This window comes from Mucilaginibacter rubeus (assembly GCF_003286415.2).
In the GTDB taxonomy this organism is placed as follows: Bacteria; Bacteroidota; Bacteroidia; order Sphingobacteriales; family Sphingobacteriaceae; genus Mucilaginibacter; species Mucilaginibacter rubeus_A.
The window spans coordinates 700,061-722,352 of the sequence record NZ_CP043450.1 but is presented as its reverse complement, the minus strand read 5'-3'; the positions used below and the strand labels follow the sequence as shown (position 1 = coordinate 722,352).

General features: G+C 43.1%; 24 protein-coding genes. 4 read left to right on the top strand and 20 right to left on the bottom strand.

Features of this window, described 5'->3' with window-relative positions; translation table 11 throughout:
- Window positions 1-8 precede the first annotated feature (8 nt).
- From DEO27_RS02925 to DEO27_RS02865, 13 genes are all read right to left on the bottom strand, one after another.
- The gene (locus DEO27_RS02925) at window positions 9-305 is read right to left on the bottom strand and encodes a hypothetical protein (RefSeq protein WP_112569560.1); all 297 of its coding nucleotides are present in this window, start codon (window positions 303-305) and stop codon (window positions 9-11) included.
- Window position 306: 1 nt separating this feature from the next.
- Complete coding sequence (locus DEO27_RS02920) at window positions 307-600, bottom strand: cupin domain-containing protein (RefSeq protein ID WP_112569558.1); 294 nt, start codon at window positions 598-600, stop codon at window positions 307-309.
- Window positions 601-628: 28 nt separating this feature from the next.
- Entirely contained in the window at window positions 629-1,015 is a 387-nt protein-coding gene (locus DEO27_RS02915; RefSeq protein WP_112569556.1) for a group III truncated hemoglobin, read from the bottom strand.
- Window positions 1,016-1,376: 361 nt separating this feature from the next.
- On the bottom strand, window positions 1,377-1,784 hold the full coding sequence (locus tag DEO27_RS02910; protein WP_112569554.1) for a cytochrome C: 408 nt from the start codon (window positions 1,782-1,784) through the stop codon (window positions 1,377-1,379).
- Window positions 1,781-2,047, bottom strand: coding sequence for a hypothetical protein (locus DEO27_RS02905; RefSeq protein WP_112569552.1), 267 nt, complete (start codon window positions 2,045-2,047; stop codon window positions 1,781-1,783). Before DEO27_RS02905 ends, DEO27_RS02910 begins: the two co-directional genes overlap by 4 nt.
- An 18-nt stretch (window positions 2,048-2,065) precedes the next feature.
- Window positions 2,066-3,106 (bottom strand): cbb3-type cytochrome c oxidase subunit II, encoded by a 1,041-nt coding sequence (locus tag DEO27_RS02900; protein WP_112569551.1) that lies wholly within the window; start codon window positions 3,104-3,106, stop codon window positions 2,066-2,068.
- Window positions 3,107-3,111: 5 nt separating this feature from the next.
- On the bottom strand, window positions 3,112-5,262 hold the full coding sequence (locus DEO27_RS02895; RefSeq protein WP_112569549.1) for a cbb3-type cytochrome c oxidase subunit I: 2,151 nt from the start codon (window positions 5,260-5,262) through the stop codon (window positions 3,112-3,114).
- Window positions 5,263-5,381: 119 nt separating this feature from the next.
- Entirely contained in the window at window positions 5,382-5,819 is a 438-nt protein-coding gene (locus DEO27_RS02890; RefSeq protein ID WP_190295304.1) for an RrF2 family transcriptional regulator, read from the bottom strand.
- A gap of 85 nt (window positions 5,820-5,904) precedes the next feature.
- Window positions 5,905-7,023 (bottom strand): ATP-binding protein, encoded by a 1,119-nt coding sequence (locus DEO27_RS02885; protein WP_112569547.1) that lies wholly within the window; start codon window positions 7,021-7,023, stop codon window positions 5,905-5,907.
- A gap of 22 nt (window positions 7,024-7,045) precedes the next feature.
- Window positions 7,046-7,378: a hypothetical protein gene (locus tag DEO27_RS02880; protein WP_112569546.1), complete on the bottom strand. Its 333-nt coding sequence runs from the start codon at window positions 7,376-7,378 to the stop codon at window positions 7,046-7,048.
- Between the two features lie 8 nt (window positions 7,379-7,386).
- Window positions 7,387-7,800, bottom strand: a complete 414-nt coding sequence (locus DEO27_RS02875) for a hypothetical protein (protein WP_112569544.1) — start codon at window positions 7,798-7,800, stop codon at window positions 7,387-7,389.
- 177 nt (window positions 7,801-7,977) lie between these two features.
- On the bottom strand, window positions 7,978-8,922 hold the full coding sequence (locus DEO27_RS02870) for a sensor histidine kinase (protein ID WP_146749999.1): 945 nt from the start codon (window positions 8,920-8,922) through the stop codon (window positions 7,978-7,980).
- 218 nt (window positions 8,923-9,140) lie between these two features.
- Window positions 9,141-11,252, bottom strand: a complete 2,112-nt coding sequence (locus DEO27_RS02865; RefSeq protein WP_190295303.1) for a sigma 54-interacting transcriptional regulator — start codon at window positions 11,250-11,252, stop codon at window positions 9,141-9,143.
- Window positions 11,253-11,485: 233 nt separating this feature from the next.
- On the opposite strand from DEO27_RS02865, the gene DEO27_RS02860 reads away from it, so the two are divergent.
- Genes DEO27_RS02860 through DEO27_RS02850 form a run of 3 tightly spaced genes read left to right on the top strand, consistent with a single transcriptional unit; the run spans window position 11,486 to window position 14,245 of the window.
- Window positions 11,486-12,358 (top strand): AraC family transcriptional regulator, encoded by an 873-nt coding sequence (locus DEO27_RS02860; protein ID WP_112569538.1) that lies wholly within the window; start codon window positions 11,486-11,488, stop codon window positions 12,356-12,358.
- Window positions 12,359-12,397: 39 nt separating this feature from the next.
- Complete coding sequence (locus tag DEO27_RS02855) at window positions 12,398-12,637, top strand: hexameric tyrosine-coordinated heme protein (protein WP_112569536.1); 240 nt, start codon at window positions 12,398-12,400, stop codon at window positions 12,635-12,637.
- Between the two features lie 60 nt (window positions 12,638-12,697).
- Window positions 12,698-14,245, top strand: coding sequence for an FAD-dependent monooxygenase (locus DEO27_RS02850; protein ID WP_112569534.1), 1,548 nt, complete (start codon window positions 12,698-12,700; stop codon window positions 14,243-14,245).
- A 24-nt stretch (window positions 14,246-14,269) separates the two neighbouring features.
- Here the strand turns inward: DEO27_RS02850 and DEO27_RS02845 are convergent, their stop codons facing one another.
- Window positions 14,270-14,710 carry a DoxX family protein gene (locus DEO27_RS02845; protein ID WP_112569532.1) on the bottom strand — a complete coding sequence of 147 codons (441 nt, stop codon included), beginning with the start codon at window positions 14,708-14,710 and terminating at the stop codon, window positions 14,270-14,272.
- A 166-nt stretch (window positions 14,711-14,876) separates the two neighbouring features.
- Between DEO27_RS02845 and DEO27_RS02840 the strand changes: the two genes are divergently transcribed.
- Window positions 14,877-15,467, top strand: a complete 591-nt coding sequence (locus tag DEO27_RS02840) for an HD domain-containing protein (RefSeq protein ID WP_112569530.1) — start codon at window positions 14,877-14,879, stop codon at window positions 15,465-15,467.
- Here DEO27_RS02840 and DEO27_RS02835 read toward each other — a convergent pair.
- The 6 genes from DEO27_RS02835 to DEO27_RS02810 all read right to left on the bottom strand — a co-directional run bounded on the left by DEO27_RS02835 (window position 15,464) and on the right by DEO27_RS02810 (window position 22,289).
- Complete coding sequence (locus DEO27_RS02835) at window positions 15,464-16,045, bottom strand: Crp/Fnr family transcriptional regulator (protein WP_112569528.1); 582 nt, start codon at window positions 16,043-16,045, stop codon at window positions 15,464-15,466. The two genes, DEO27_RS02840 and DEO27_RS02835, sit on opposite strands and share 4 nt — an antisense overlap.
- Before the next feature lie 67 nt (window positions 16,046-16,112).
- Window positions 16,113-16,970 carry an SDR family oxidoreductase gene (locus tag DEO27_RS02830; RefSeq protein WP_112569526.1) on the bottom strand — a complete coding sequence of 286 codons (858 nt, stop codon included), beginning with the start codon at window positions 16,968-16,970 and terminating at the stop codon, window positions 16,113-16,115.
- A 434-nt stretch (window positions 16,971-17,404) separates the two neighbouring features.
- Complete coding sequence (locus DEO27_RS02825) at window positions 17,405-18,454, bottom strand: family 43 glycosylhydrolase (protein ID WP_112569524.1); 1,050 nt, start codon at window positions 18,452-18,454, stop codon at window positions 17,405-17,407.
- A 111-nt stretch (window positions 18,455-18,565) separates the two neighbouring features.
- Complete coding sequence (locus tag DEO27_RS02820; RefSeq protein WP_112569522.1) at window positions 18,566-19,600, bottom strand: LacI family DNA-binding transcriptional regulator; 1,035 nt, start codon at window positions 19,598-19,600, stop codon at window positions 18,566-18,568.
- A gap of 318 nt (window positions 19,601-19,918) precedes the next feature.
- A complete protein-coding gene (locus DEO27_RS02815) occupies window positions 19,919-20,584 on the bottom strand; it encodes an O-methyltransferase (RefSeq protein ID WP_112569520.1) in 666 nt (221 codons plus the stop codon).
- A 31-nt stretch (window positions 20,585-20,615) separates the two neighbouring features.
- A complete protein-coding gene (locus DEO27_RS02810; RefSeq protein WP_112569518.1) occupies window positions 20,616-22,289 on the bottom strand; it encodes an amidohydrolase in 1,674 nt (557 codons plus the stop codon).
- Window positions 22,290-22,292: the final 3 nt, after the last annotated feature.

The following is a 22,292-nucleotide window of genomic DNA, read 5'->3' as shown; positions in this document are numbered from 1 at the left end:
CGCACCTGTTAGCCTTGTATTAAAAAGCAAATACTATCCTCAAGGGCCAGCAGGCTGTGCGGCACGTTTACAGGTATTTCAAAATCAGCATCGCGTTTCAAATCAACCGCCCGTTCATGCTCGTTGTAGGTTACATGACCTTCAGTAATTATGAGCCTGGCCGGTACAGCGGTTTTATGTTCTTTCAAAACCGCACCTTTTTTCAGGCCGATGACCATCATTTTATAGTTATCACTTTGCTTTAATATTTTAGCCACCGGCCCTTTGGCCAATGGCATCTGCTCCCGCACTTGTTCAATTATCATATCAGTTAATGTTAGTAGTATCGGGCTCAAAATATTTGATCTGAGCACCGTTGGCCAGTACAATCCAGGCCTTAAAATCATCTATTATTTTAAGCATGTGCTGCTCATTGGCTGGTATCAGGAAGGTTTCGCCTTTGCTGAGCTCATAAGTTTCGCCCGCGTAAATGAGCAGGGCATTTCCGTCTTCCACAATCAAATAAGCATCAGATGTGGCTGTATGCCTTTTCATGTTTGCGCCGGCGGTTAGCTCAATTTTAACCACCTGGAAGTGTTCATTTGTTTGAAGCTGTTTCATAACTTGATTTTTAATCTAATAGCATTCACTACATAATCACCCTGCCTGCCCCGCCTTTCATGTTGGCCAGTTTGCTCATAAACATCGCTGCCATTAAACCAGCCCTGTTTTTAGCGTCATCAGCCATTGGGCCTGCAAAGTGCGCGTCTACCGTTTGGGTAAATAGTTCCAGCCAGCGGTCAAAATGAGCATTACCTATAGGTAACGGCGCATGTCTGGCAAAGGGGTTACCTTTAAATCCCGGAACACCAAACAAGGCGGCATTCCAGAAAGCGTACATTTTATCAAGGTGCGGCTGCCAATCGTCTTTAATCACCCCGGCAAAAACGGGCCCCAATAACCCGTCAAGCCGCACCCTGCTATAAAATTCATCAACCATTAACTTAATTGATGTTATGTCTTCTATGTCGTTCATTCGTTTTTGTTATTTCATTATTACCCCACGTCATGCCGAACTTGTTTCAGCACCCCACCTGCTAAGCACACCTTGTGAGCGTCGCTTGTATGATGGGATCCCGAAACAAGTTCGGGATGACGTCGTGTTCATTATTTACATTTCAAGTACCGCTGGTTCGAGCCAATCAGGAAAAAATCCTAAATCGAACATCCGAAATCCGAAATCATCAGTGCGTTACCTCCGGCCCGGGCTATCCGCTCATACGCCTGCAGGCATTACGCTCATGGCCGGTATCCGCTGCTATCCCTAACGCGGGGGTAGTGATCAGAGATTAGTTTACTGCTAAAACCTATCCCGCCTAATCACTAATCTCCAAACCCTACAACTTCACGGCCAGCGATGTGATAATGAAATAACCCGTCCATGCCACAAATAACACAATGCCTACAATCAGCCACCAGGGGATACTTTGCGGTGTTTCACTACCCTGCAGCATAAATGTTTTCTGATCGCCTTTGCCATAGGCATTGATCATCAGGGGCAATACCCCTTCTACAATCTCATCTTTCTTTAAACCTTCAATAGCTATCGCCGGGCCATTACGCACCACAAAGGGGATCAGCTTTATACCTTCTTTACCCTGATGGTCTTTACTTACTACTTTGAGTACGTGGTTGCCATCGGTCAGTTTGCGGGTGTCCAGATCAAAGGTTACCGGTGCCGGGAACTCTCCTATCGGCTTCGGATCTTCATCTATAAACAGGGTTACAAAACTTTGATCTCTCATGGCTTCAGGTCGTTTAAAATCATCCGTTTAATATGTTCTTCGTTCTTTTCGCCAGGTTTTATAAAACATTTGATGGTTGCCACCAGCACGTACAGCGTAAAGACTACCATGACAAGTACAATAAGGTAATCCCAGTTACTATCGGGCCCGGCGCCGTGGGTTATGCCTCCAAAACTGGCGGGTTGTTGTTTCTTGCAAGCTTCGCAGGCCATGACATCCAGTTTAAGGATGACCATAAGCAGCAGTATGATATATCTTTTCATGTTGAGGTTCTGATTAGTTTACTTTTTAGCAGCTATTGTTTCGGGTTTACCAAACGAGGCGATGATCTTTTTCACATCATCAACCGTCACTTGTTTAGAATTGTTGCCCCAGTTGCTGCGTTCATGATTTACAATGGCAGCCACTTCTTCGGGCTTAAGATTGTTATTGGTGCCCACGGCAGGCATTACGCCATAACCTTCACTAACACGGCCATTATAGCCTTTCATGATAATGGTTACCTGCACTTCAGGATTATCATCCAACACTACCTTGCTGCCTTTCAGCGATGGAAAGGCGCCCACCAATCCCTCGCCGTTTCCCTGGTGGCATGACTGGCAATTGCTTGCATAAAGTGCCGCGCCATCAAACTCCGGTTTAGCGGCAACGCCTTTGCTTGGAGCAGCCGCAGCTTTTTCAGCGTCGCTTTTCCCATATAGGAATATCGGTACGGGTTTACCATCGGACAGGGTAATTTCCTTTAACGATCGCAGGTACGCTACCAGCGCCACGGCTTTATGCGTAGCTACTATTTTGCCTGTTATGCCTTTTTTAAAATCATCGGGTACATTCACTACCACGTCATTTGGCCAAGCATAATCCTTGATATCAAACAGCCACTCGTATGAAGGCATAACTGATTCTGCCACTACCGACCGTGGGTTAAACAAATGCAAGTAATGCCAATCGTTACTTGGCTGCCGGGTCCCCACGTTGGTTAAATCAGGCCCGGTACGTTCCGAACCCATGAGGGTTGCGGTGTTACGCCAAACATCGGTACGGGTAATGTTGGCATAATCGGCAGCTATGTTGGGACGTTTGCCCCAAACTTTGTCCATATCCACATTACGTACCTGCTGGGTATGGCAGGCCACACATCCCTCGGCAATAAATACCGCCTTACCTTCGGTTTCAAGTGCATTCAGCGGCTTACTACCCGGCAGCGGGGCATTATTATTCTGACTGGTAAACGCAGGCCCTATCGCCACAAAAAATGTGAGCAGCACAAAGAAGCATAACGCGGCAGTAAAAAGTTTTTTATGGTTGTTATAAATTTCCATGGCTATCAGATTTCAGCGTTAACGGGTACGTTCTTTAATTCATCAAAAACTTCCTTCCTGATATCGGGATCACTTTTATGCCCCGAAAACATCACATAAATGTTCCAGGCAAACACCAGGTGCGATGCCCACATCAGCGAGCCACCAATGGCACGCCATAGCCAGTAAGGGGCCATAAGCACTACACTGTCAATAAATGGTTTTCCCTCGCGCCAGGACATGCCTTTCAGCGTACCGCCTACCATAAGGGGAATAGTGTAGAACAATAAACCGATAAAAGCCATCCAAAAATGCGCGCCTACCAGGCCCTGTTTCGGTTCGTTACCGGTAAGTCTTGGTACTATGGTATAAATACTTGCCCAAAGAAAAAAGGCAATGATACCGTACATGGTAAGGTGCGAGTGGGCTGTAGTAAAATCGGTAAAGTGCCAGATGAGGTTAGTCTCCCTGAACGCTTCGGCGGTTCCTTGCGTTGAGCCGGTGAAATAAAACAGGATGCCAATGATATAAAACGGCAAGGTATAGCTCCGTCCTATTTTATTAAAATTACCCCTGAAAGTCATGATAAAATTAGTAGTGCCCGAAAATACCGGGATCAGCATTCCCATACTGCCTACTATAGCAACCGTTTGCAGCCACCATGGTATCGAGCTGAAAATGAAATGGTGCGTACCTATCAGCGTATAAAACAAAATCTGCGACCAGAAAGCCAAAATCCCCAGACTATAGGAGTAAATTGGCGTATTCAGTTGCTGCGGTAAAAAGTAATAAACTAATCCAAGGTTAAAGAACATAAACCACATGCCCACGGCCTGGTGCATATAATAGCCTTGAATAATGGTTTCACCAAGGCCGTTCTGGTAAAAGGGCAGATAGCCAACCGTTACAATCACTGTTAAAAACATCATGGCCGAAACAATGTACCAGTTAGAAATATAGATCTCCTTGGTTTTACGCTGCGCTATGGTTTGGATATAATTGGCGAGGCTTACCACAATACCGCCCGCGAAAAGTGCCATCACCGGCCATATATATTCACGGTATTCGCCGCCACCGTTGTTGATACCGGCCATGAGCATACCGCTGCCCAAAATAATGGCGGCATTCATGAGTATGAGCGAGTAATATCCCCGCTTTATGCTGTAAACCGCTGTATTACTTACCGTGCTCACCACATAGTAACCCAACCCCAGCATAGCCATTGACGACCATCCCCAGAAAACCATATTGGTATGTACCGGCCTTAAGCGGCCAAAACTCAGCCAGCTGATATGATCGGCATCGGGCGATACGAACTTGATACCTATGTACTCGCCAATTGTTGTACCCAGCACCAGCCACAGCGCGGCGCTGCCCAGGTACCACATAATCAGCTTTACCAGTTTGGGATCTGTTTGGTGCTTATGCGCCGCTTTACGCTTGGAAGCAAAAAACCGCGGACCATGAACTTCATCAATATTAAGCAGGATACCTTTTGAATCTTCGGGCGCGATTGTTCCGGCAAGTTCATTGTTAGTTAGGCGGTAGTCAAGCGCGTGTTTACGTTTGATAATTTCATCATAAATAGCATCGTCATGATCAACGGCATCGGCAAGCTCACGTGTTTCTTTTTTTACGCGGCGATAGCGGGTTTTAGCCGCCAGGTTACGAATTTTTAAAGCCACCAGGAAAACGGTTACCACCAGCGGAATAAAGATCAGCGTAAGCATAATGATCATACCGGGGCTGGTTAATATGTTTTTATTTTCGCCTGGTGCCTGCGCATGTACAGCTAATGATGAAAGCACAAGCAGCAGCGCCATAACAGCCGTAAAACCGTTGTTACCGCCTTTGGCTTTGCTGATAGCCTTTTTACGGCTGTTACGGCGGCTTATCAATTGATCAAGCTGACGGCTATCCAGTCGGTTTATCTGGCTGAATACCCATTTGTCTCCGTATTTTTTATAGATGGCTTCATCTTCTCTCAGACCATGTGCCAGGCGGATAAGCCAGAGCAGTAGTAGTAACAAAAAGAAAATGGTAATTCCAATAAGGATGCTGGCACCGGTATTAAAGACGGGATCGGGCTTCAATACATCGGCTGCATAGGTGGCCGCGCCGGGGATCAACAGCAGCACTCCTATCAGGATAATGGTTAAGTAGATTTTGAGTTTCATATAAAATATATTAATACCTTTTTATCTTTTAAATTGATCGTTTTAATACATCTATAATTTCATTAGTTAAGAAATTCAAATGATTTTGACCTCGCCTGTAACCTTTTGGGCGGGTTAGGTTATTTTTTTAATACTACTATTCCCAGGTTCAGATCTTCGTTGAACTGGCCTATGGTGATAGATTCAAGCATGTTTTGTAAACGGTTCCTTACGTCTAAAAAATCATGGTGCAAAGGGCAGGGATTTTTTGATGAACATTCTTTCAGTCCTAAACCGCAATCCCTGAATATACCCCCGCCATCAACCGCTTCTATAACATCTGACAGCGGGCGGGAAAGGTTTTGCGCATCAAGATAAAAACCGCCGTTAGGCCCCTTTACCGATTGAATGATGCCTCTTTTGCTCAGATCCTGAAGGATCTTGGCCAGGAAATGCTCGGGAGAATCAATATTTACAGCTATTTCCTTTATACCTACCCTACTGCCATCGGCGGTTTGCTGGGCTATAAAAAATACTGCCCTTACCGCATACTCACATGTTTTTGAAAATATTCCCATTGCTTTATAAAGCAAAAGTAGTTATTTCAATCAACAATAAAAGACATTTTTATCTTTTATTATTTCCTTACTTAAACATGACTGTTTAAGCCATCAATTTCAGGGCCTCCTGCCCGGTAGTATTAAATTTACTTTGCTGACTAAGCGGCAGGCTAAAAGAGAACACAGCACCTCCGTTTTTTCCGTTCTCGGCCTTTACCGTACCGCCGTGTTTTTGAATAATGTTTTTCACAATATATAAACCCAGGCCCTTACTGTTTTTTTGCCTTACCGATTTTTGATTGCACTGGTAAAATTTCTGGAACAATACCTGGCCATTCTCTTCATTAATGCCTACACCCTGATCGTGAATGGATACTTCAACATCGTTCTCATTACGATCGATATTGACGTTGATGTGCGAACATGGCGGCGAAAATTTAGCCGCGTTTGTTAAATAATTGATGAGTACCTGGGTAATCTTGTATTTATCCCCTCTGATAAAAATGCTGTCGGCTGTTGGGTATTTACAAAAACGATGACCGGGATACAGGATCTTCATTTCGCCAAGTACGGTATCAACCAGATCATTAATATCAAACAAACTAAAATTGAGCTGTGCCGACCGATCATCACTGGTTGAGGGCGACAGGTACTCGTCAATCAGTTTTGTCATCCCATTAATATGCTGATCAACCATGTTCAGCAGCTTTACGGGTTGTTTATTGATATTGTGCGCAAGGTGATTGATCAGAAACTGAGTATTGAGTTTAATAATAGTTAAAGGTGCACGCAATTCGTGGTTTACAATGGCCATGCTCAGGCACTCTTCATTAACTTTTTGAGTTACATCTTCAATGGTGCCAATCATTTGTTCGGCGGTGCCCCACCTGCGTGAGTATAATACCCCCGAAAGCTGTACCCATTTTTCGGTACCATACGGGGTCACTATTTGCACTTGTTTTTCAAATTTGGTTCCATTAAAGCAGGCTACCTTAAACTCGTGGATCAGTCCGCTCAGTTGTCCGGGTTTTATCAGTTCAAAAAGCTCATCAATATGTTCGTCATATCCTTTTGATAGTTCAAGGATCTTGCGCATCCGCGGGCAAAAGGATACCTTGTTTGATTTGAGTTGAATTTTCCAGTTGCCAACGTAAGCCCCTCCTATGGTTTGGTCAGGTATTACACCCGTCCGGTTTTCCATATTTTTGATTTCCCTGTTCATGTGGATATGTTTTTCTTATCTTTTATTTTATTACTGATAGATTTAACCTGATTACATTATTAAATTTTGACCACAACCGTAACGACATCCCTTTAATGTACGATCGGTAATCGCTCATCAAAATGCCCTTCATATCATAGTTAGTTAACCTGATAGCATACACCAAACTGCAGTTATCATTTGCGTTTGAGGCCCTGCGATGATAGGTTTCCAGAATCTCAAAATCATCGGGCGAGATCAGCTCGTTATATTGAAGGCACCTGATGTGCTCATTCTCGATAACAAAATCGTGACTAAAGCCCCGCTCCTGCAGATCAATAATGAGATTTACCAATTGTTCATCATCGTAACGCATATCATCAATTAAATAGGTGAAGCTATCAGTTCATTTTCGATGGTATTACTTATTGTATTGCTTTTATAAAGCCATAGGCGGCCTTGTAAAGTCATGTAGAATAGCAGAAGTGATGCTTGCGCTAAAACAAGCGATACAGGAATGCCTGTGGTTACGTTGGAATTGTTGTTAAACAGTAGTAACGCCACGTCGGCCAAAATAAAACCGATACTCATTTGCTTAAGCACAGGCTTATCGGGTACAAGCATAATGATTAGTAAAGCGAATTTTAAGGCGCAGATAGCGTACAATGCCACGATGAAAAGTTCGGCAGGAACTAAAGGTTCCATTATACCTGTACTAAGTTTAATAAACAAACCCGTTACCATAAACATGAGTACACTTACAAGGAAGGTTACCACGAAGCAAATAAACTTTTTCATAGGCGAACATTACAGGTTATCAAAAACAGCTTAACCAATGATTAATTATTAACTGTTGATTTAACAATGTAAAGTTCGGGCTGGAGTTGTCCTAAATCAATGTACTAATTATGGTTTCAGTAGTACAAATTACGTATAGCCTAAGGCGATTAAGTGTTGATATTACACGCGATAGTTTTAAGCGTCGATGTTCCCGAATTTCTTTTCGGCCGGGAAAACAAACGTGATCACTACGCCATCGTTGTCTTCTATTTTTAAATTTCCGTCGAGCTGCTTACTCAGCGCCTTCATCATTTCCATACCTAACGATGAAGCATCTTTAATATCAAAATCTTCAGGAAGGCCTATCCCATCATCGGCTATATTAAGCATCATGTTATTATCATCAATTGTACCGAGAGAGATGTTTATAAACCCGCGCCTGTTCGGAAAAGCATACTTAATGGAATTGGTTATAGCTTCATTGAGCATCAAGCCAATAGGTATAGCCTGGGTAACGTCCATTTTTGCGGGTTCGATCTGCTGCTCAAACCTGATACCGCGATCATGTGCGTTATAACTATCTGCAAGATAATTAACCAGTTCGTTGATATAAACCGCTATATCGATATACGCTACATTTGAACTACTGTATAGCTTTTGATGGATGAGCGCTATAGCCTGTACCCGGTTCTGGCTTTCGCGGATGGCGGCAAGCGCCGCGTTATTCTTCAAAAATGCTGATTGTGTATTGAGCAGGCTCATCACTATTTGCAGGTTATTTTTAACCCGGTGATGCACTTCCTGTAATAACCAGTCCTTTTCGTCCAGCAACCGGTCGTTATCAGCAATTAAATGTTGTAATGCCTGATTTTGTACATTAATTTCATTCTGTTTCAGTTGCAACTGATTGTTGCTGAATTGCCTTTGCCTGTACCCCATATAAGCTATGATCAAAATGATAATCATGGCAACAATGCTTATAGTTATAGTATCCCACTTAATAACGTGCGGGGCACTGTTTACCCATAGCGCGTTGAGACGTCCGGAATACTGCGCCGGTGAGTTTGTGGATATCAAAAGCAACAAACTTGTAAGTATCAGCTTACAATAAAACCGGGGCGAGCTTATATTGATATTCACTTGATATTATTTTTATGACCAGCCTAAACCAAACAGATCCTGCTTGAAAAGCGTGCATTATTCACATAAATCTGCACTCAAATTCAACTTATAAAAATAATATGCTAACTAAAGCCCACCGATGTATTAATCAGGGATTTTGATGTATAAATTACATATTGTTCCGCCATCTGTACAACTAAACAGCGTATTAATTTATATCATTAAAAATCAGAATATCAGATATCAGCTTTTTCGATTTTAAGCTTTTTCATTCGTGAGTGTAAAGTGGTTGAAGGCAGGCCCAGTATTTCGGCAGCCCCACCCGGCCCTTTAACCCTGCCTGCTGTATGCTTAAGTACATGAATAATGTGTTGGCGCTCGCATTCATCAAGCAATGTTACCTCAGTTGCGGGCACTTTATCAACAGGCGGTGATACGGTAATTGCTTTGGGTAAAAACACTTCTTTTAAGGTATTTCCTGATGCCATGAGTACACTGCGTTCAATCAGGTGTTCCAGTTCGCGTACATTGCCCGGCCATGAATAGGCCGTCATTTGTTTTAAAACACTATCAGCAATTTTATCTATCCGTTTACCAAATTTTTGTGCAAACTTATTGATGTAATGCGTAATAAGCAGCGGAATATCCTCCGCACGTTCCCTCAAAGGCGGCAGGTTTATCGGGAAAACATTAAGGCGGTAAAACAAATCGATACGGAAGCCACCGCTATCAACCTCGGTAAGTAAATTGCGGTTTGTGGCCGTTATAATGCGTACATCCGTTTTAATGGTTTGATGCCCGCCAACACGCTCTATCTCCTTTTCCTGTATCACCCTTAACAGTTTAACCTGCAGGTCGGGAGGCAGTTCGCCTATCTCATCTAAAAAAATAGTACTGTTATGTGCAAGTTCAAATTTACCTATCCTACGCTCGTTGGCACCGGTAAAGCTTCCCTTTTCATGACCAAACAGTTCACTTTCAATTAAACTTGCAGGCAGGGCGGCACAGTTTACCTTTACCAGCATTTTATCCTTACGTGGCGATGCGTTATGAATAGCCCTCGCAATTAACTCTTTCCCTGTACCCGATTCGCCCAATATCATTACGGTACTATCCGTTACGGCTACGCGCGATATCAGGTTAAAAACATCCTTTAACCCACCATTTTGGCCAATAATTTCGCCATGATTGTAGGCAGTATCTATCTGCTGCTGCAGGTAAAGCTTTTCTTCTTCAAGCTGGGCTTTAAATTGATCTATTTGCTTTAGCTGACTTTCAATTTTTTCATAGGCCCGTATATTGGCAACGGCTATTGATATCTGAGAGCAAAACGCCGTGAGCAAATTAAGCTGCGATGGTGTAAAGGTATTTTTCTGCCCCATCCATATAAACACGCCGCCAATGCATCTGTCATTTTCACGCAAAGGCACCGTCACTAATTCGCGCGAGCCGTTTTCATAAAAAAAGTTAATATAAGGAGGTACAAAATCGCGGAGCAGCAACGCTTCAAGATCATAAACAAGTGGATCCTCCGAATTTAACAGGATATCATAAATGCCGTCTTCCAGCATATACTTTTCGGCAGCCCTTTCTTGATAATCCTGGTGGTTTCTGGATTCTTCTGTTAAGTTATATAGATAAGCGCTGTGTGTATTGCCATCTTCGTTCAGCAACGATATCACCATCTCCCTGTAAGGAAAAAGAGCGCCCATTTTTTCATGCACAACATCTAAAAACTCATTCTTATTGCGGCAGGCCACAAAATCATGGCTTACCGATAACAGGAAAGTTTTTTCCTTCTCGCTTTCCAGAATCTGCTCATTAGCAATGATATTAGCTGTAGCTATTGAAAGCTGGTTACTGATACCTTTTAAAATATCAAAATACTGATCCGGGAAACTATTTGCAACATCCGAAAAAAGTGATAAAACCCCGGTAAGGTGGGCGTTGATATTAAAAGCTACCATGAGTACTTCCTTTATCCCCAACTGCAGGTTTTTCTTGAATATGGCAGGTAAGCGACCTGTTTTCTCTTCGGCCTCAAGATTAAAAACCAGGGGTACATCCGCGGCGGTTACCTGATTAATGATATTATCAGCACGGATATCAAAATCATCGAATAGTCCCGCATAACCGGTATCATATGATGCTTTGGAATCAGGATCGATCAAAAACGGACTTGTTTCGCCCGTTACTGTATTAACAATACCAATACCGCAATGCGTGCAGGTAAACAAGATTTTTAAACGCGAATTAATAACATTTAACAGATCGGTGCGCCCCCTTACCCTCGCCATATCGCTGCCGACAGACAACAAAAAAGCAATATTACTTTCCTGCTTTTTCATAATACCTTTTAACAACTCGCTTTCGGCTAACATAGGATACTTACAAGGCTTGGTAGGGTTGAAAATACCATTATAAAGATACGATATTTCGCTCCCCAATCAGGGATATCATGATATTTCGTTACAAACGCAGCATTAATAAACAATTAAAAATCTGATTATCAATTAAATATAAATACCGGCACGAAATTAGATTAGTACCACATGCATTACAAGCTTTAAACTAAGCCACCATGAAACAATTAAACGATTTTGCACCACGCCATTTTGAGAAAACATCCAGTTGTCTCCCTTTTAAAATCCATACCATTGAATGGATTAAAGAGAATGGCATCGATCTTCCAAATGATTATTTCATGCTGGTATGGATAGTGGTCGGTACCGGTTACTATAGGCTTAATTTACAAAAAGAAACGGTGCACACCAACCAGTTGCTGCTGATAAAACCCGGACAGGTGCACGACCTTAGATTCGGCGATGGCTTGAAAGGCTATGTTATATCATTCACCGATTCGTTTCTGGACATGGAGGATTACAGCCGCGAACCAATTTACAATCCTATCTACCAAATGTTTAACCAAACCAATAACATTGCTATTGACAATGAGCTGGCCGATGACATGTGTGATATCACCGAAATAATGATGAAAGAATATAGCAGGCATAATCTTTACCGCTCCGAAATATTAAAACGCTATTTCAAGATCTTCCTGATCTATCTTTCCCGTCAGTTGGAGTCAATAGAGCAGGCACCAAAGCAATCGCGAAATACCGCTATCCTGCAAAATTTCATGGCCCTGCTTGATAAAAACTTCAGGGAATATAAAATGGTTGCCGATTATGCTGAAAAACTATCGGTAACTCCTAATTACCTTAACGAAGTGGTGAAAAAATTAACAGGCCAGCCGGCCGGATATCATATCAGGCAACGCGTAGCTGTAGAAGCCAAACGTCAGGCCATACATCCGGATAACTGTATGAAAAAAATAGCTTATGACCTGGGCTTTTGCGACATGGCACACTTTAGTAAGTTTTTCAAAAACGCCACAGGGGTCAGCTTTTCTGATTTCAAAAAAAGGGGTACAGTATTGCAACCTGTTTTTTAGCGATAAACCTTTTAATTATTTAATCAATCAATCAACGTCATGTCAGAATCAGTACAACTAATCCCGGGCAATTCCTTAATAACTGCAACACCACAGGAAGGGCGCGAGCTCGCCATTAAAATGGCCCGCCTTATTATCAAAGTAACCCAGCCAGATGATGAAATTCGTGGAAGGCTCCGTGGTGTATACGCCGAAGATGCCGCTATGCTTATAGCCGTTGGTCAAACTGTGGCAACCGAATTTGCTACGATAGCGGCAGCTAACAATTATTGGAGATAAAAGTACAATATCTTTCTGCTGCAAATTGAGAATATCTATTTTTAAGCCTGGTAACAAATTGTGCATACACAGGTAATTATTATCGGCGCCGGACCAACCGGCTTAATGGCTGCCTGCCAACTGGCGCGCTTCAATATTGATTTTATTATTATTGATACCAAACCCGCGCCTACTCACGAGTCGCGGGCGATGCTGGTTACTGCCCGCAGCATGGAAATTTACCAGCAAATGGGTATTGTTGATAAGGTTCAGGAGCAGGGAAATGTGATCAGCAAATTTGCTATTTACATGAAAGGCCGGGAAAAAGCCACACTCCAAACCGCCGAAGCAGGTTACGGACTTACCGATTTCCCAAACGTACAGGCTTTTGAACAATTTAAAAACGAAGAACTGCTTTATGAACAGCTTAAAGCAACAGGCCACGATGTTTTATGGCGAACCAGCCTAATAAGTTTTGAACAAAACGAAGACCTGGTTTTTGCCAACATTTACGATAAAAGTGATCCGTTCAGAAAAATAGTGGTCAAAGCCTCATACCTTTTGGCTTGCGATGGTGCCTCCAGCGTAGTCAGGCAACACCTTGCATTGGATTTCGCAGGTGGCACCTATCAAAACAAATTTTTTGTTGCCGATGTACAGCTCAACTGGCAGCAACCGTTAAACAAGTTGATCGCATCCTTATCCCGCTCCAATTTTTGCGCTTTTTTCCCAATGTATGGTGATAACAATTACCGTATACTGGGCACCTTGCCCGAAAGTTTTGCGGGTGTTGATGATGTTAGCTTTGATGATTTAAAAGACGTGATTGCCGAAAACATAAAGCTACCGCTTAACATCAACAAGTTAAACTGGTTTTCGGTTTATAAGCTACACCATCGTTGTGTTGACAGTTTCAGGATAAACCGTTGTTTTTTATTGGGCGATGCCGCGCACATTCATAGCCCGGCAGGTGGGCAGGGCATGAACACAGGCCTGCAGGATGCGCATAACCTGGCCTGGAAATTGGCTCTGGTACTGCAAGGTGTTGCCGGCGAAAAGTTAACCGACACCTACCATACCGAGCGATATCCTTTTGCCCAATGGCTCCTGAAGTTTACGGATAGCATCTTTGCGTTTATGACAGGGCGTAATTGGCTTATATACCTGGTGCGTACCTACCTTATGCCCCTCGTTTTACGAATGGTGTTATCAAAAAAACGGATAACCCGGCGTATGTTCAGGGTACTTTCTCAAATTTGGTATTCGTACAAAAATAGCCCCTTATCGCGGCAATTTATCAAGCAAAACCTGAAGTTTAGCGCCGGCGACAGATGCCCCTATGTTATAACGGAGATTGATGGCCAACCGCAAAGCATTTATCATTTACTCACCGAAGCAAAATTTCACCTGCTGTGTATTGGTACTAACCTAGATGGCGGCCAAATGCCAGATCATTTATTACCCTATATCAAAATAGTTAATTTACCCATTAATGAAGGGTGGCAAAAACTCGGCGTAAAAACCAGTTTATATCTTTTAGTAAGACCTGATAATTACATAGGCCTGCTTAGCGATGAAATTAGTCCGGCTTTAATAAGCGGTTATTTTGATACATTCAAAGGTAACTGATCTGCCCCGAAGAGTTAACCGGCGTTAGGCCTCATCGTATATAAAATCGATACTCCAGCGATAAGTGGCTATACTGGCCAGTAATAAACTACCCGCGCTATCGGCCCAAACCGAATAAGTAAAAGGGGCCTTGATTCCCGAAAACACGGTCATGCATAGGGCAAAAGTGAGCGTAAGGGCAAAGCTTGTATACGCTGCTGTACGGATCTTAAAACCTACAATAAACATAATGGCTATAGAAACTTCGGCCACGGTTGCTAAAAAACCCATAACGCCTGCCATCCATCGGCCCAGATATGGCATAAGCGTATTGGTATAAACCACAAAATTGTCCCAACTACCCCAGCTTACCTGATTTTGTCCTGCAGGGCCTAAAAAACCTAAACGGTCGGCCACGGGTAATAAGAACCCAATAGCCAGAGCAAAGCGGAGATAAAGTTGTGCTATTTGAAGGGTATTTTTCATCTGTAAACATTTAAGCACTAAAATACAGGTTTAAAACCCCGCTTAAAAACGCAAAATCCATGTTTACACAAATAAGATAAAAGTGTCATCTTTTTGTTGAGAGATGGAATATTGAACATTTATCCAGATTTTCTACAGAATATGGGGGTAGTATCGCACCATTCACATGCCTGCGATAAGTATAGTAAAAAGGGCCGCTGCCTACGTAACATCGTTGATGGAAGAAAATCTTCCGGGAAACATGTATTTCCATAATTTGGGACATACACAAAGGGTTGTAGATGCGGCAATTGAAATTGCCGGGCACAGCAAACTAAAAAAACCGGAGCTAACTATTCTAACTATAGCCGCCTGGTTTCACGATACCGGCTATCTTTACCATTACAAGGGCCACGAAGATACCAGCATGATCATTGCGGGTACATTTTTAATGCAGCACCATTATAATAACGATTTTATACAACAGGTATGGGATTGCATTGAGGCTACAAAAATTCCGCAGGCACCTAAAAACCTGATACAACAAATCATTTGCGATGCAGATATGCGGCACTTTGCTTCACCCGATTATTTTGAATGTGCCCAAAATTTAAAACGGGAATGGAAGATACATTTAGATAAGAATTTCAGTGATGAAGAATGGCGCAGTTTAAACCTTAGGGTTTTGCAACACCATCAATACTTTACTGACTACGGCAAAACAGTATTGCAATTTGAAAAAGATAGCAATATTGATTTGTTGAAGAAGCAGGCTTAATGTTTTTTTACCGTTTCTTTTCGTACCCGGCTCAATGTTTCAGGAGTGATGCCTAAATATGATGCTATCATAGCCTGCGGCACCCTGAGCGACAGATCGGGGTATTTCTGTACAAAGTCCAGATATTTTTGTTCGGCAGTGAAGGATATAGCCGCATGGATGCGGTTTTGACTGGTGATAAAGCTTTTATTAATAATAGCATTTACCATATCGTTCAAAGCCGGGATCTCCTGGCAAAGCCTGTCGAAGTTTGTTTTGGTGATCAGTATCAGTTCAGTATCCTCAATGGCGTCAATATTATTTTTAGATGGCTCACCGGTAAGCAGGCTGGCACGGTCGCCCGTCCACCAGTTTTCTTTTGCAAAGCTCACTATGTTTTCGCGACCGCTTTCATCAACACTGTAAAAGCGCACCAGGCCCTTGGTTATAAAAGCGTTATACTTCCAAACATCACCTTCCTGTAACAAATATTGCCTTTTACGAAGCTTTTTGTAAATGCAAACGGCCTCAATTTTGGCATATTCAATTTCGGTTAAGGTTGTTTTCTGACTGATGTATTCTTTAAATAGCTCGAACATATAAAAGCAAATATCCCCTTTATCCGGGGATATTTGCTTTAGTTAGGGTCATATTTTTATACGCAGCTTATGCTGTGTATTTACTTAACCATTTGGTTTTGATAGCGGCACGGGCATCAATAAATTCCTGATCGGTACCTTGAGCCACGGCATCAAGCGGGTAACGCAAAGGGCGACTACCTTTTTCCATCTCAACCAGATGTAATATACCATCGGCAATAGTTTGCGGATCCATATTAAACTCGGCCATTTTACTAAAAAGCGCTGTACCCATGGCGTTGAACTGCTGTACCGAAGCCTCACCATATTCAGCAACAACTTCCGGTTTATCGGCATGGATACCTGCTTTGCTGCCATTATTCATTTCGGTTGGATAAACACCTGGCTGAATGCTCACGTTTTCGATATTATAAGCGGCAAGCTCATCCTGCAAACCTTCGGTAATACTTTCCACCCCAAATTTTGAAGCAAGATAAGGGATCATAAACGGCAGGGTGTGGCCGCTTGCACCTGAGGTAATGTTGATGATCAACCCGTTTTTTGCAGCGCGCATGCCCGGCAATACTGCAAAGATGGTGCGCAAGGTTCCGTAAAAATTAACTTCAAACATTTGTTTGATCTGGTCTATAGAATAGCCTTCCAACAAGCCGAAGCCAGAAACCGCGGCATTATTCACCAACACATCAATATGGCCGTATTTTGTTAGGGTGTATTCAAAAGCTGCTTTAACAGAAGCATCATCGGTAATATCTACCTCAACCACTTCTACGTTTGGCAGGGCAGATAATTCTTTAGCTACAGCTTCGTTTTTGCCATTTATTCCGCGCATACCTGCTATTACGGTATGGCCTGCATTTGCAAGGGTTATTGTGGTTAACTTACCAAATCCTGTACTTGTTCCGGTTATAAAAATTGTTTTTGACATTTTGTATCGTTCTTTTGTTGATACAAATCTACTGCGGCGCTACAACCTGCACATTGATGTTTGATAAGAACGAAATTGATATTTGTCAAGAAAATGGGGAGTATACCAGATCGTCATTGCGAGGAACGAAGCAATCGCGAACTATGCCGAGCGACTCTGTAAGTTTGGGATTGCTTCGTACCTTGCAATGATATTATTGTAAGCTATTGATTATTAATAGTATTTTTTTGATTCACTTTTATAAACAGGGCGTTGCCTGCGGCCCGTGCTATACGCTCATACTACACAGGCATTAGCCACAAGGCCGGTATCCGCTCCTATCACTAACGCGGCCCCCTCACACCATCGCTAAAATATACGCTATACTTAATAACGTTTTTTTTCAGGCCCGCCTGATGGTTACTCGCAATGAGGTTGTTTCTAAAACAGCCCCCCTACTTAGTTCCCGACGGCACAGCCAAAGGTTGCCCATCTTTCAGCGGTACGCCAAAATTGGGTGAACCATCTTTATTCCAGGTGAATTTTTGAGCACGAGGTGAACGTTTATTACCGCAGCCCTCGTTAGGATTTGAATTGGCATGATACAGGATCCAATCCTCCCTTCCATCCGGCGACTTAAAGAATGAGTTATGCCCCGGCGCATATACGCTGTTTTCAGGTGATTGCTTAAATACCGGTTCTTCTGTTTTTATCCATGAGGCGGGATTTAGCAGGTCACTATTTTTAGATGCTGTAAGCATGCCCAAAGCATAAAAGTCGGTCCAGCAGCCACTGGCCGAGTAGATCAGGAATAGTTTATTGCCATGCTTTAATATCTCCGGCCCTTCATTCACGCTTACATGTGCTGGGTTGCCGGAATCGTGTAAGTCGCCATTAGTTTCCCATTGATAAGCCGGACTGGATACCTTCACGCGTTCGCTGCCAATGGTCAGCGCATCCTTCATTTTAGCGATATAGATATTCTGCTGACCGTTATGGTCACCTTCCCAACCCGACCAGATCATGTACCAGCTACCATTGTTTTCAAATACCGAAGCATCAATAGCCCATTTATCAGTACTATCGGCTATTTTCCCTTTAAACTCCCATGTGCCTTCAGTTGGATCGGCAGACTTGTTTTCCAGTACGTAAATGCGGTGGTTGTTGTTATCGCCATTATCGGCGGCAAAATAAACATACCATTTGCCTTTAATAAATTGTAACTCAGGTGCCCAAAGCTCCTTTGAATGGTCTGTTCCTGCGGGTGGCGACCAAACCGCTTTTTTAGGAGCAGTACTCAATTTGGTTACATCCTTAGTTTTCCAGATAACGATATTACCCCCGGTTGAGTTAGTATAGTAGTAAAATCCATCTTTATAAATCACCCATGGGTCAGCACCTGATGGCAATAGTGGATTGGTAAAAGTTTTATCGGCAGTGTTTTGTGCAATAGCAGCACCGCAAAACATAAGTAACAGCAAACAGGTATTGAAGATTTTTTTCATGAGGCTGAAAGGTTTTAGCTTGGTTTATAACGCGCTAAAAGTCTGCAAAAGATTTTATAAAAACAACAAATGTTAATAATACATTTATTATACAATCAGCCAGATCAGTACCTATGCTTTTATCGGTTGGGATGAGCTACGAATAAAAACCTGGGTAGGCAATACTGTAGTTTCAAACTCGGTGACAGGCCGTTTGCTTTCGATAATACTGATGAGCATTTCGGTTGCCTTTTTCCCCATTTCAAAGCCGGGCTGATAAACGGCACTCAGCGGTGGGTTCAATACTTCGGCCAATTGGGTGTTGGTAAAACCAAGCAAGGCAATATCGGCAGGAATGCGGTAACCTAATTTATGCAGGAGCGATAAGGTGGTCGTGGTGATCCTGTCGGATGCAGTAAAGATAGCGTCAGGTTTACTATCGGCAAACAACTCGCTGAGTGCGTTCTCTATCTCGGCAAGATCTTTACCCCCATGCGGGCAGTATTTGATCAGCTTTTGATCAGGCGTTATACCATGTTGTTCAAGCGCCTGCCGATAGCCCCTTAGGCGTTCTGCAGTAATGGATACATTTACCGAACTGGTGATATGAGCTATTTTGCGATAACCCGCATTAATTAGCTGCGTGGTGGCATCATAAGCACCTGCAAAATTATCGGCAACTACCTTGTGTGTGTCAATTTCATCACTCACCCTATCGAAGAAAACTATGGGCAAGCCTTTTTTATGAAGTTCTTTGAGGTGATCGATATTATTGGTTTCGGTTGAAAGCGAGATCAGCAAACCATCAATAGAACGAAAAGTTAAGTGGCGTACGTTTTGCAGTTCCAGGTCGTACGATTCATGGGTTTGCGTAATGAACACATTATACCCTTTACTATGCGCAACCGATTCGATGCCATTGATCACCTGCGAAAAAAACTGGTTATCAATAGTTGAAACTACAATACCGAGGGATTTGCTGTTGCCCTGCTTCAGGCTTTGCGCGTTAAGATTGGGCTGATAGTTAAGTCTTTTGGCACACTCTAATACAAGTGCTTTTGTTTTTTCGCCAATTTCGTGACTGTCTTTAAGTGCCTTGGAAACCGCCGAAGGTGAGATCCCTAATTCTTTAGCAATATCCTTTATAGTAACTCCGCCAAAATTCATTTCGTCCCCTTGCTTATGATCTTAAAATTAACAATCCAATTTATATACCGGATAGTAAACATAAGAAAAATAAGTACTACAGGACATAAGTACGCATTATTACATTGATAGCCATATAATTAAATTCAGGGCTTATTATGTAACATTAACTCCCTCCCTCGGGAGGGGTGCGTTGGCAATGTGCAGTGAAAGGGAGGGGTTTATGCAGCATTTAAAAAATAAGTCTATAGGTGAAACCCCTCCCTACACCCTCCCAGGGGAGGGAATCGCACATGGCCTCGTTTCTTTCGGCAATGAAATCAGCGAAATAATACTTCGCTATTTCACAACCACTATAGCCATACCATCGTGCTCCTTGGTACCTACTGTTTGGATAATGGTAGCCGTCACTTGCTTATTATCGGCAAGTGCCTTGTTAAAACGTTGCACTCCGCTAACCCGTTCATCATCGCAATTATCGTCAAGCACCTTACCTTCGCGGATCACATTATCAGCAACGATAAGGGTACCCGGTCTTGAAAGCTTAAGTGCCCATTCAAAATACTCGGTATAGGGTGGCTTATCGGCATCAATAAAAATCATATCAAACGGACCTTCATCTTCGGCATCAAGAGCCGCGAGACTATCCATCGCCCTGCCCACTTTAATATCAACAACCGGATCTAAACCAGCCTTAATAATATTCTGACGGGCAACGTCGGCATAAGCCTGCTCCAGTTCAAGGGTGATGAGCTGACCATCGGCAGGTAATGCACGGGCAAGCCAAATGGTGCTGTAGCCGCCAAGGGTGCCTATCTCCAAAATCTTTTTAGCATTACATAACTTAGCCAGTACCTGTAAAAACTTGCCCTGGTTAGCCGATACATTGATACCCGGGATACCGGCGTCTTTCATTGATTTTAGCGTACCTTTCAGCACCGCATCCTCATCGCCCAATAGGTTACCTATATACTCATCAACCGATTCAAAAAGTGAAGTATCCATAACGTTATTTTATTTATGATAAAATTAAATACTATTTACCAAAAACCACTTTCCCGCCCGCTACCGTCATCGTTACTTTAATATCGTAAATTTTATCAGAGTCGATGGTAGTAGGATCCTGATCAAGCACTATCAAATCTGCAAGCTGACCGGCTATCAACCTTCCTTTTTTCTCTTCCTCAAACGTGGTATAGGCGCCGCCATAGGTGTAGGCTTTAATGGCATCTTCGGCATCAATACGTTGGTTTGCACCGATAACGATGCCGCCATCCTTAGTTTTACGGTTAACGGCGCTGCCCAGCCTGATCATTGCCGGATATGGCGAAATAGGCGCATCGGAGTGCAGGGCATAAACAATACCCATATCCATTGCTGTTTTAGTTGGGTGCAGCATAGCCATCCGTTTTTCGCCGTATACCTGCATTTTCTCGCCCAGCTCATACATATAGCAATGAAACACAGGCACAATTCCGTCAGCCTTGATTTTATCCAGGATACCCTGGTTAGTGATACTACAATGCTCAATACGGTGACGGGCATCGCCACGAGGGACGGCCTTTTGGGCTTTTTCGATAGCCGAGATCACCATATCAATCTCGCGGTCGCCATTGGAGTGGCAGGCAATCTGTAACCCCGCCTTGTGAATGGCCAGAAAAAGGCTGTCGAGCGATGCCTGGCTCCGTGCAGGCGGAATACCATAGTAATCTTTTTTCCCGGTAACCCGGTTGATCATATCATAAGGTTCGTACAACCAGCAGGTTTTACCGCTTAACGAGTTACCGTGTATTACCTTTACGCCCTGGATACGCAAATGATCGGTATTGCTGCGTTGTATTTTACCATTGATCAAATCAGCAGCATAAGGCGTGCCCATGAGTACATTAAACCGCATGGGGAAACCTTCGGCAACCAGTTTGCGATAGATAACCACCTTTTCGGGCGTTGTCCAGGCATCACCTATGCTGGTTACACCACTGGCCAGTACGTTGCTAAAATATTTACGATAACCCTCCATCTCCTCATCGGCAGTTGGTTTAGGCGGGTATTTGATTTGTTTTGATTTGTGCAGATAAGACGCGGCGACTTCCTTACAAATACCATCGGGACGCTTGCTGTTTGGATAACGCTCAAAAGCACCACCGGCTGGATCTACGGTATTTTCATCGATGCCGTTCATTTCCATCAACATAGAGTTCGCTGCAGAGAGGTGCCCGCTCACATGCGAAATAATAATAGGATGATCTGCAGATGCTTTATCCAGGCTATCGCGGATAGGCTGCCCGCCCAGTTTAGTTTCGTTATAGCCTACTCCTCTGATCAGCATCCCTTTAGGAGTAATGGCAGCTTTACGTTTAAGCAAAGCGACCAGGTTTTTCATGGATGTTACCGTGTCCAGTTCAAGCGTGGCATAGGGCTTATCAAAAGTATAAAGCGGAGCCGGGTGTTGATGCACATCGTTAAAACCGGGCAGTACAGTTTTCCCTTTCAGGTCGATAACCTTTGTGTTTTTATCGATGTACTTGCTGATTTCCTGAACCGAACCTTCGGCCATGATCTTATCACCGGCTATGGCCATAGCCTGGGCACGGTCGCCTTTTTGTTTCAGGGTAACAATATTGCCGTTGATTAAAACCAGGTCGGCTTTTTGCGCGAAAGCAGCTATGGAAAAGGCTAATAAAAACGCGGAAAGACAAATATATTTCATGTT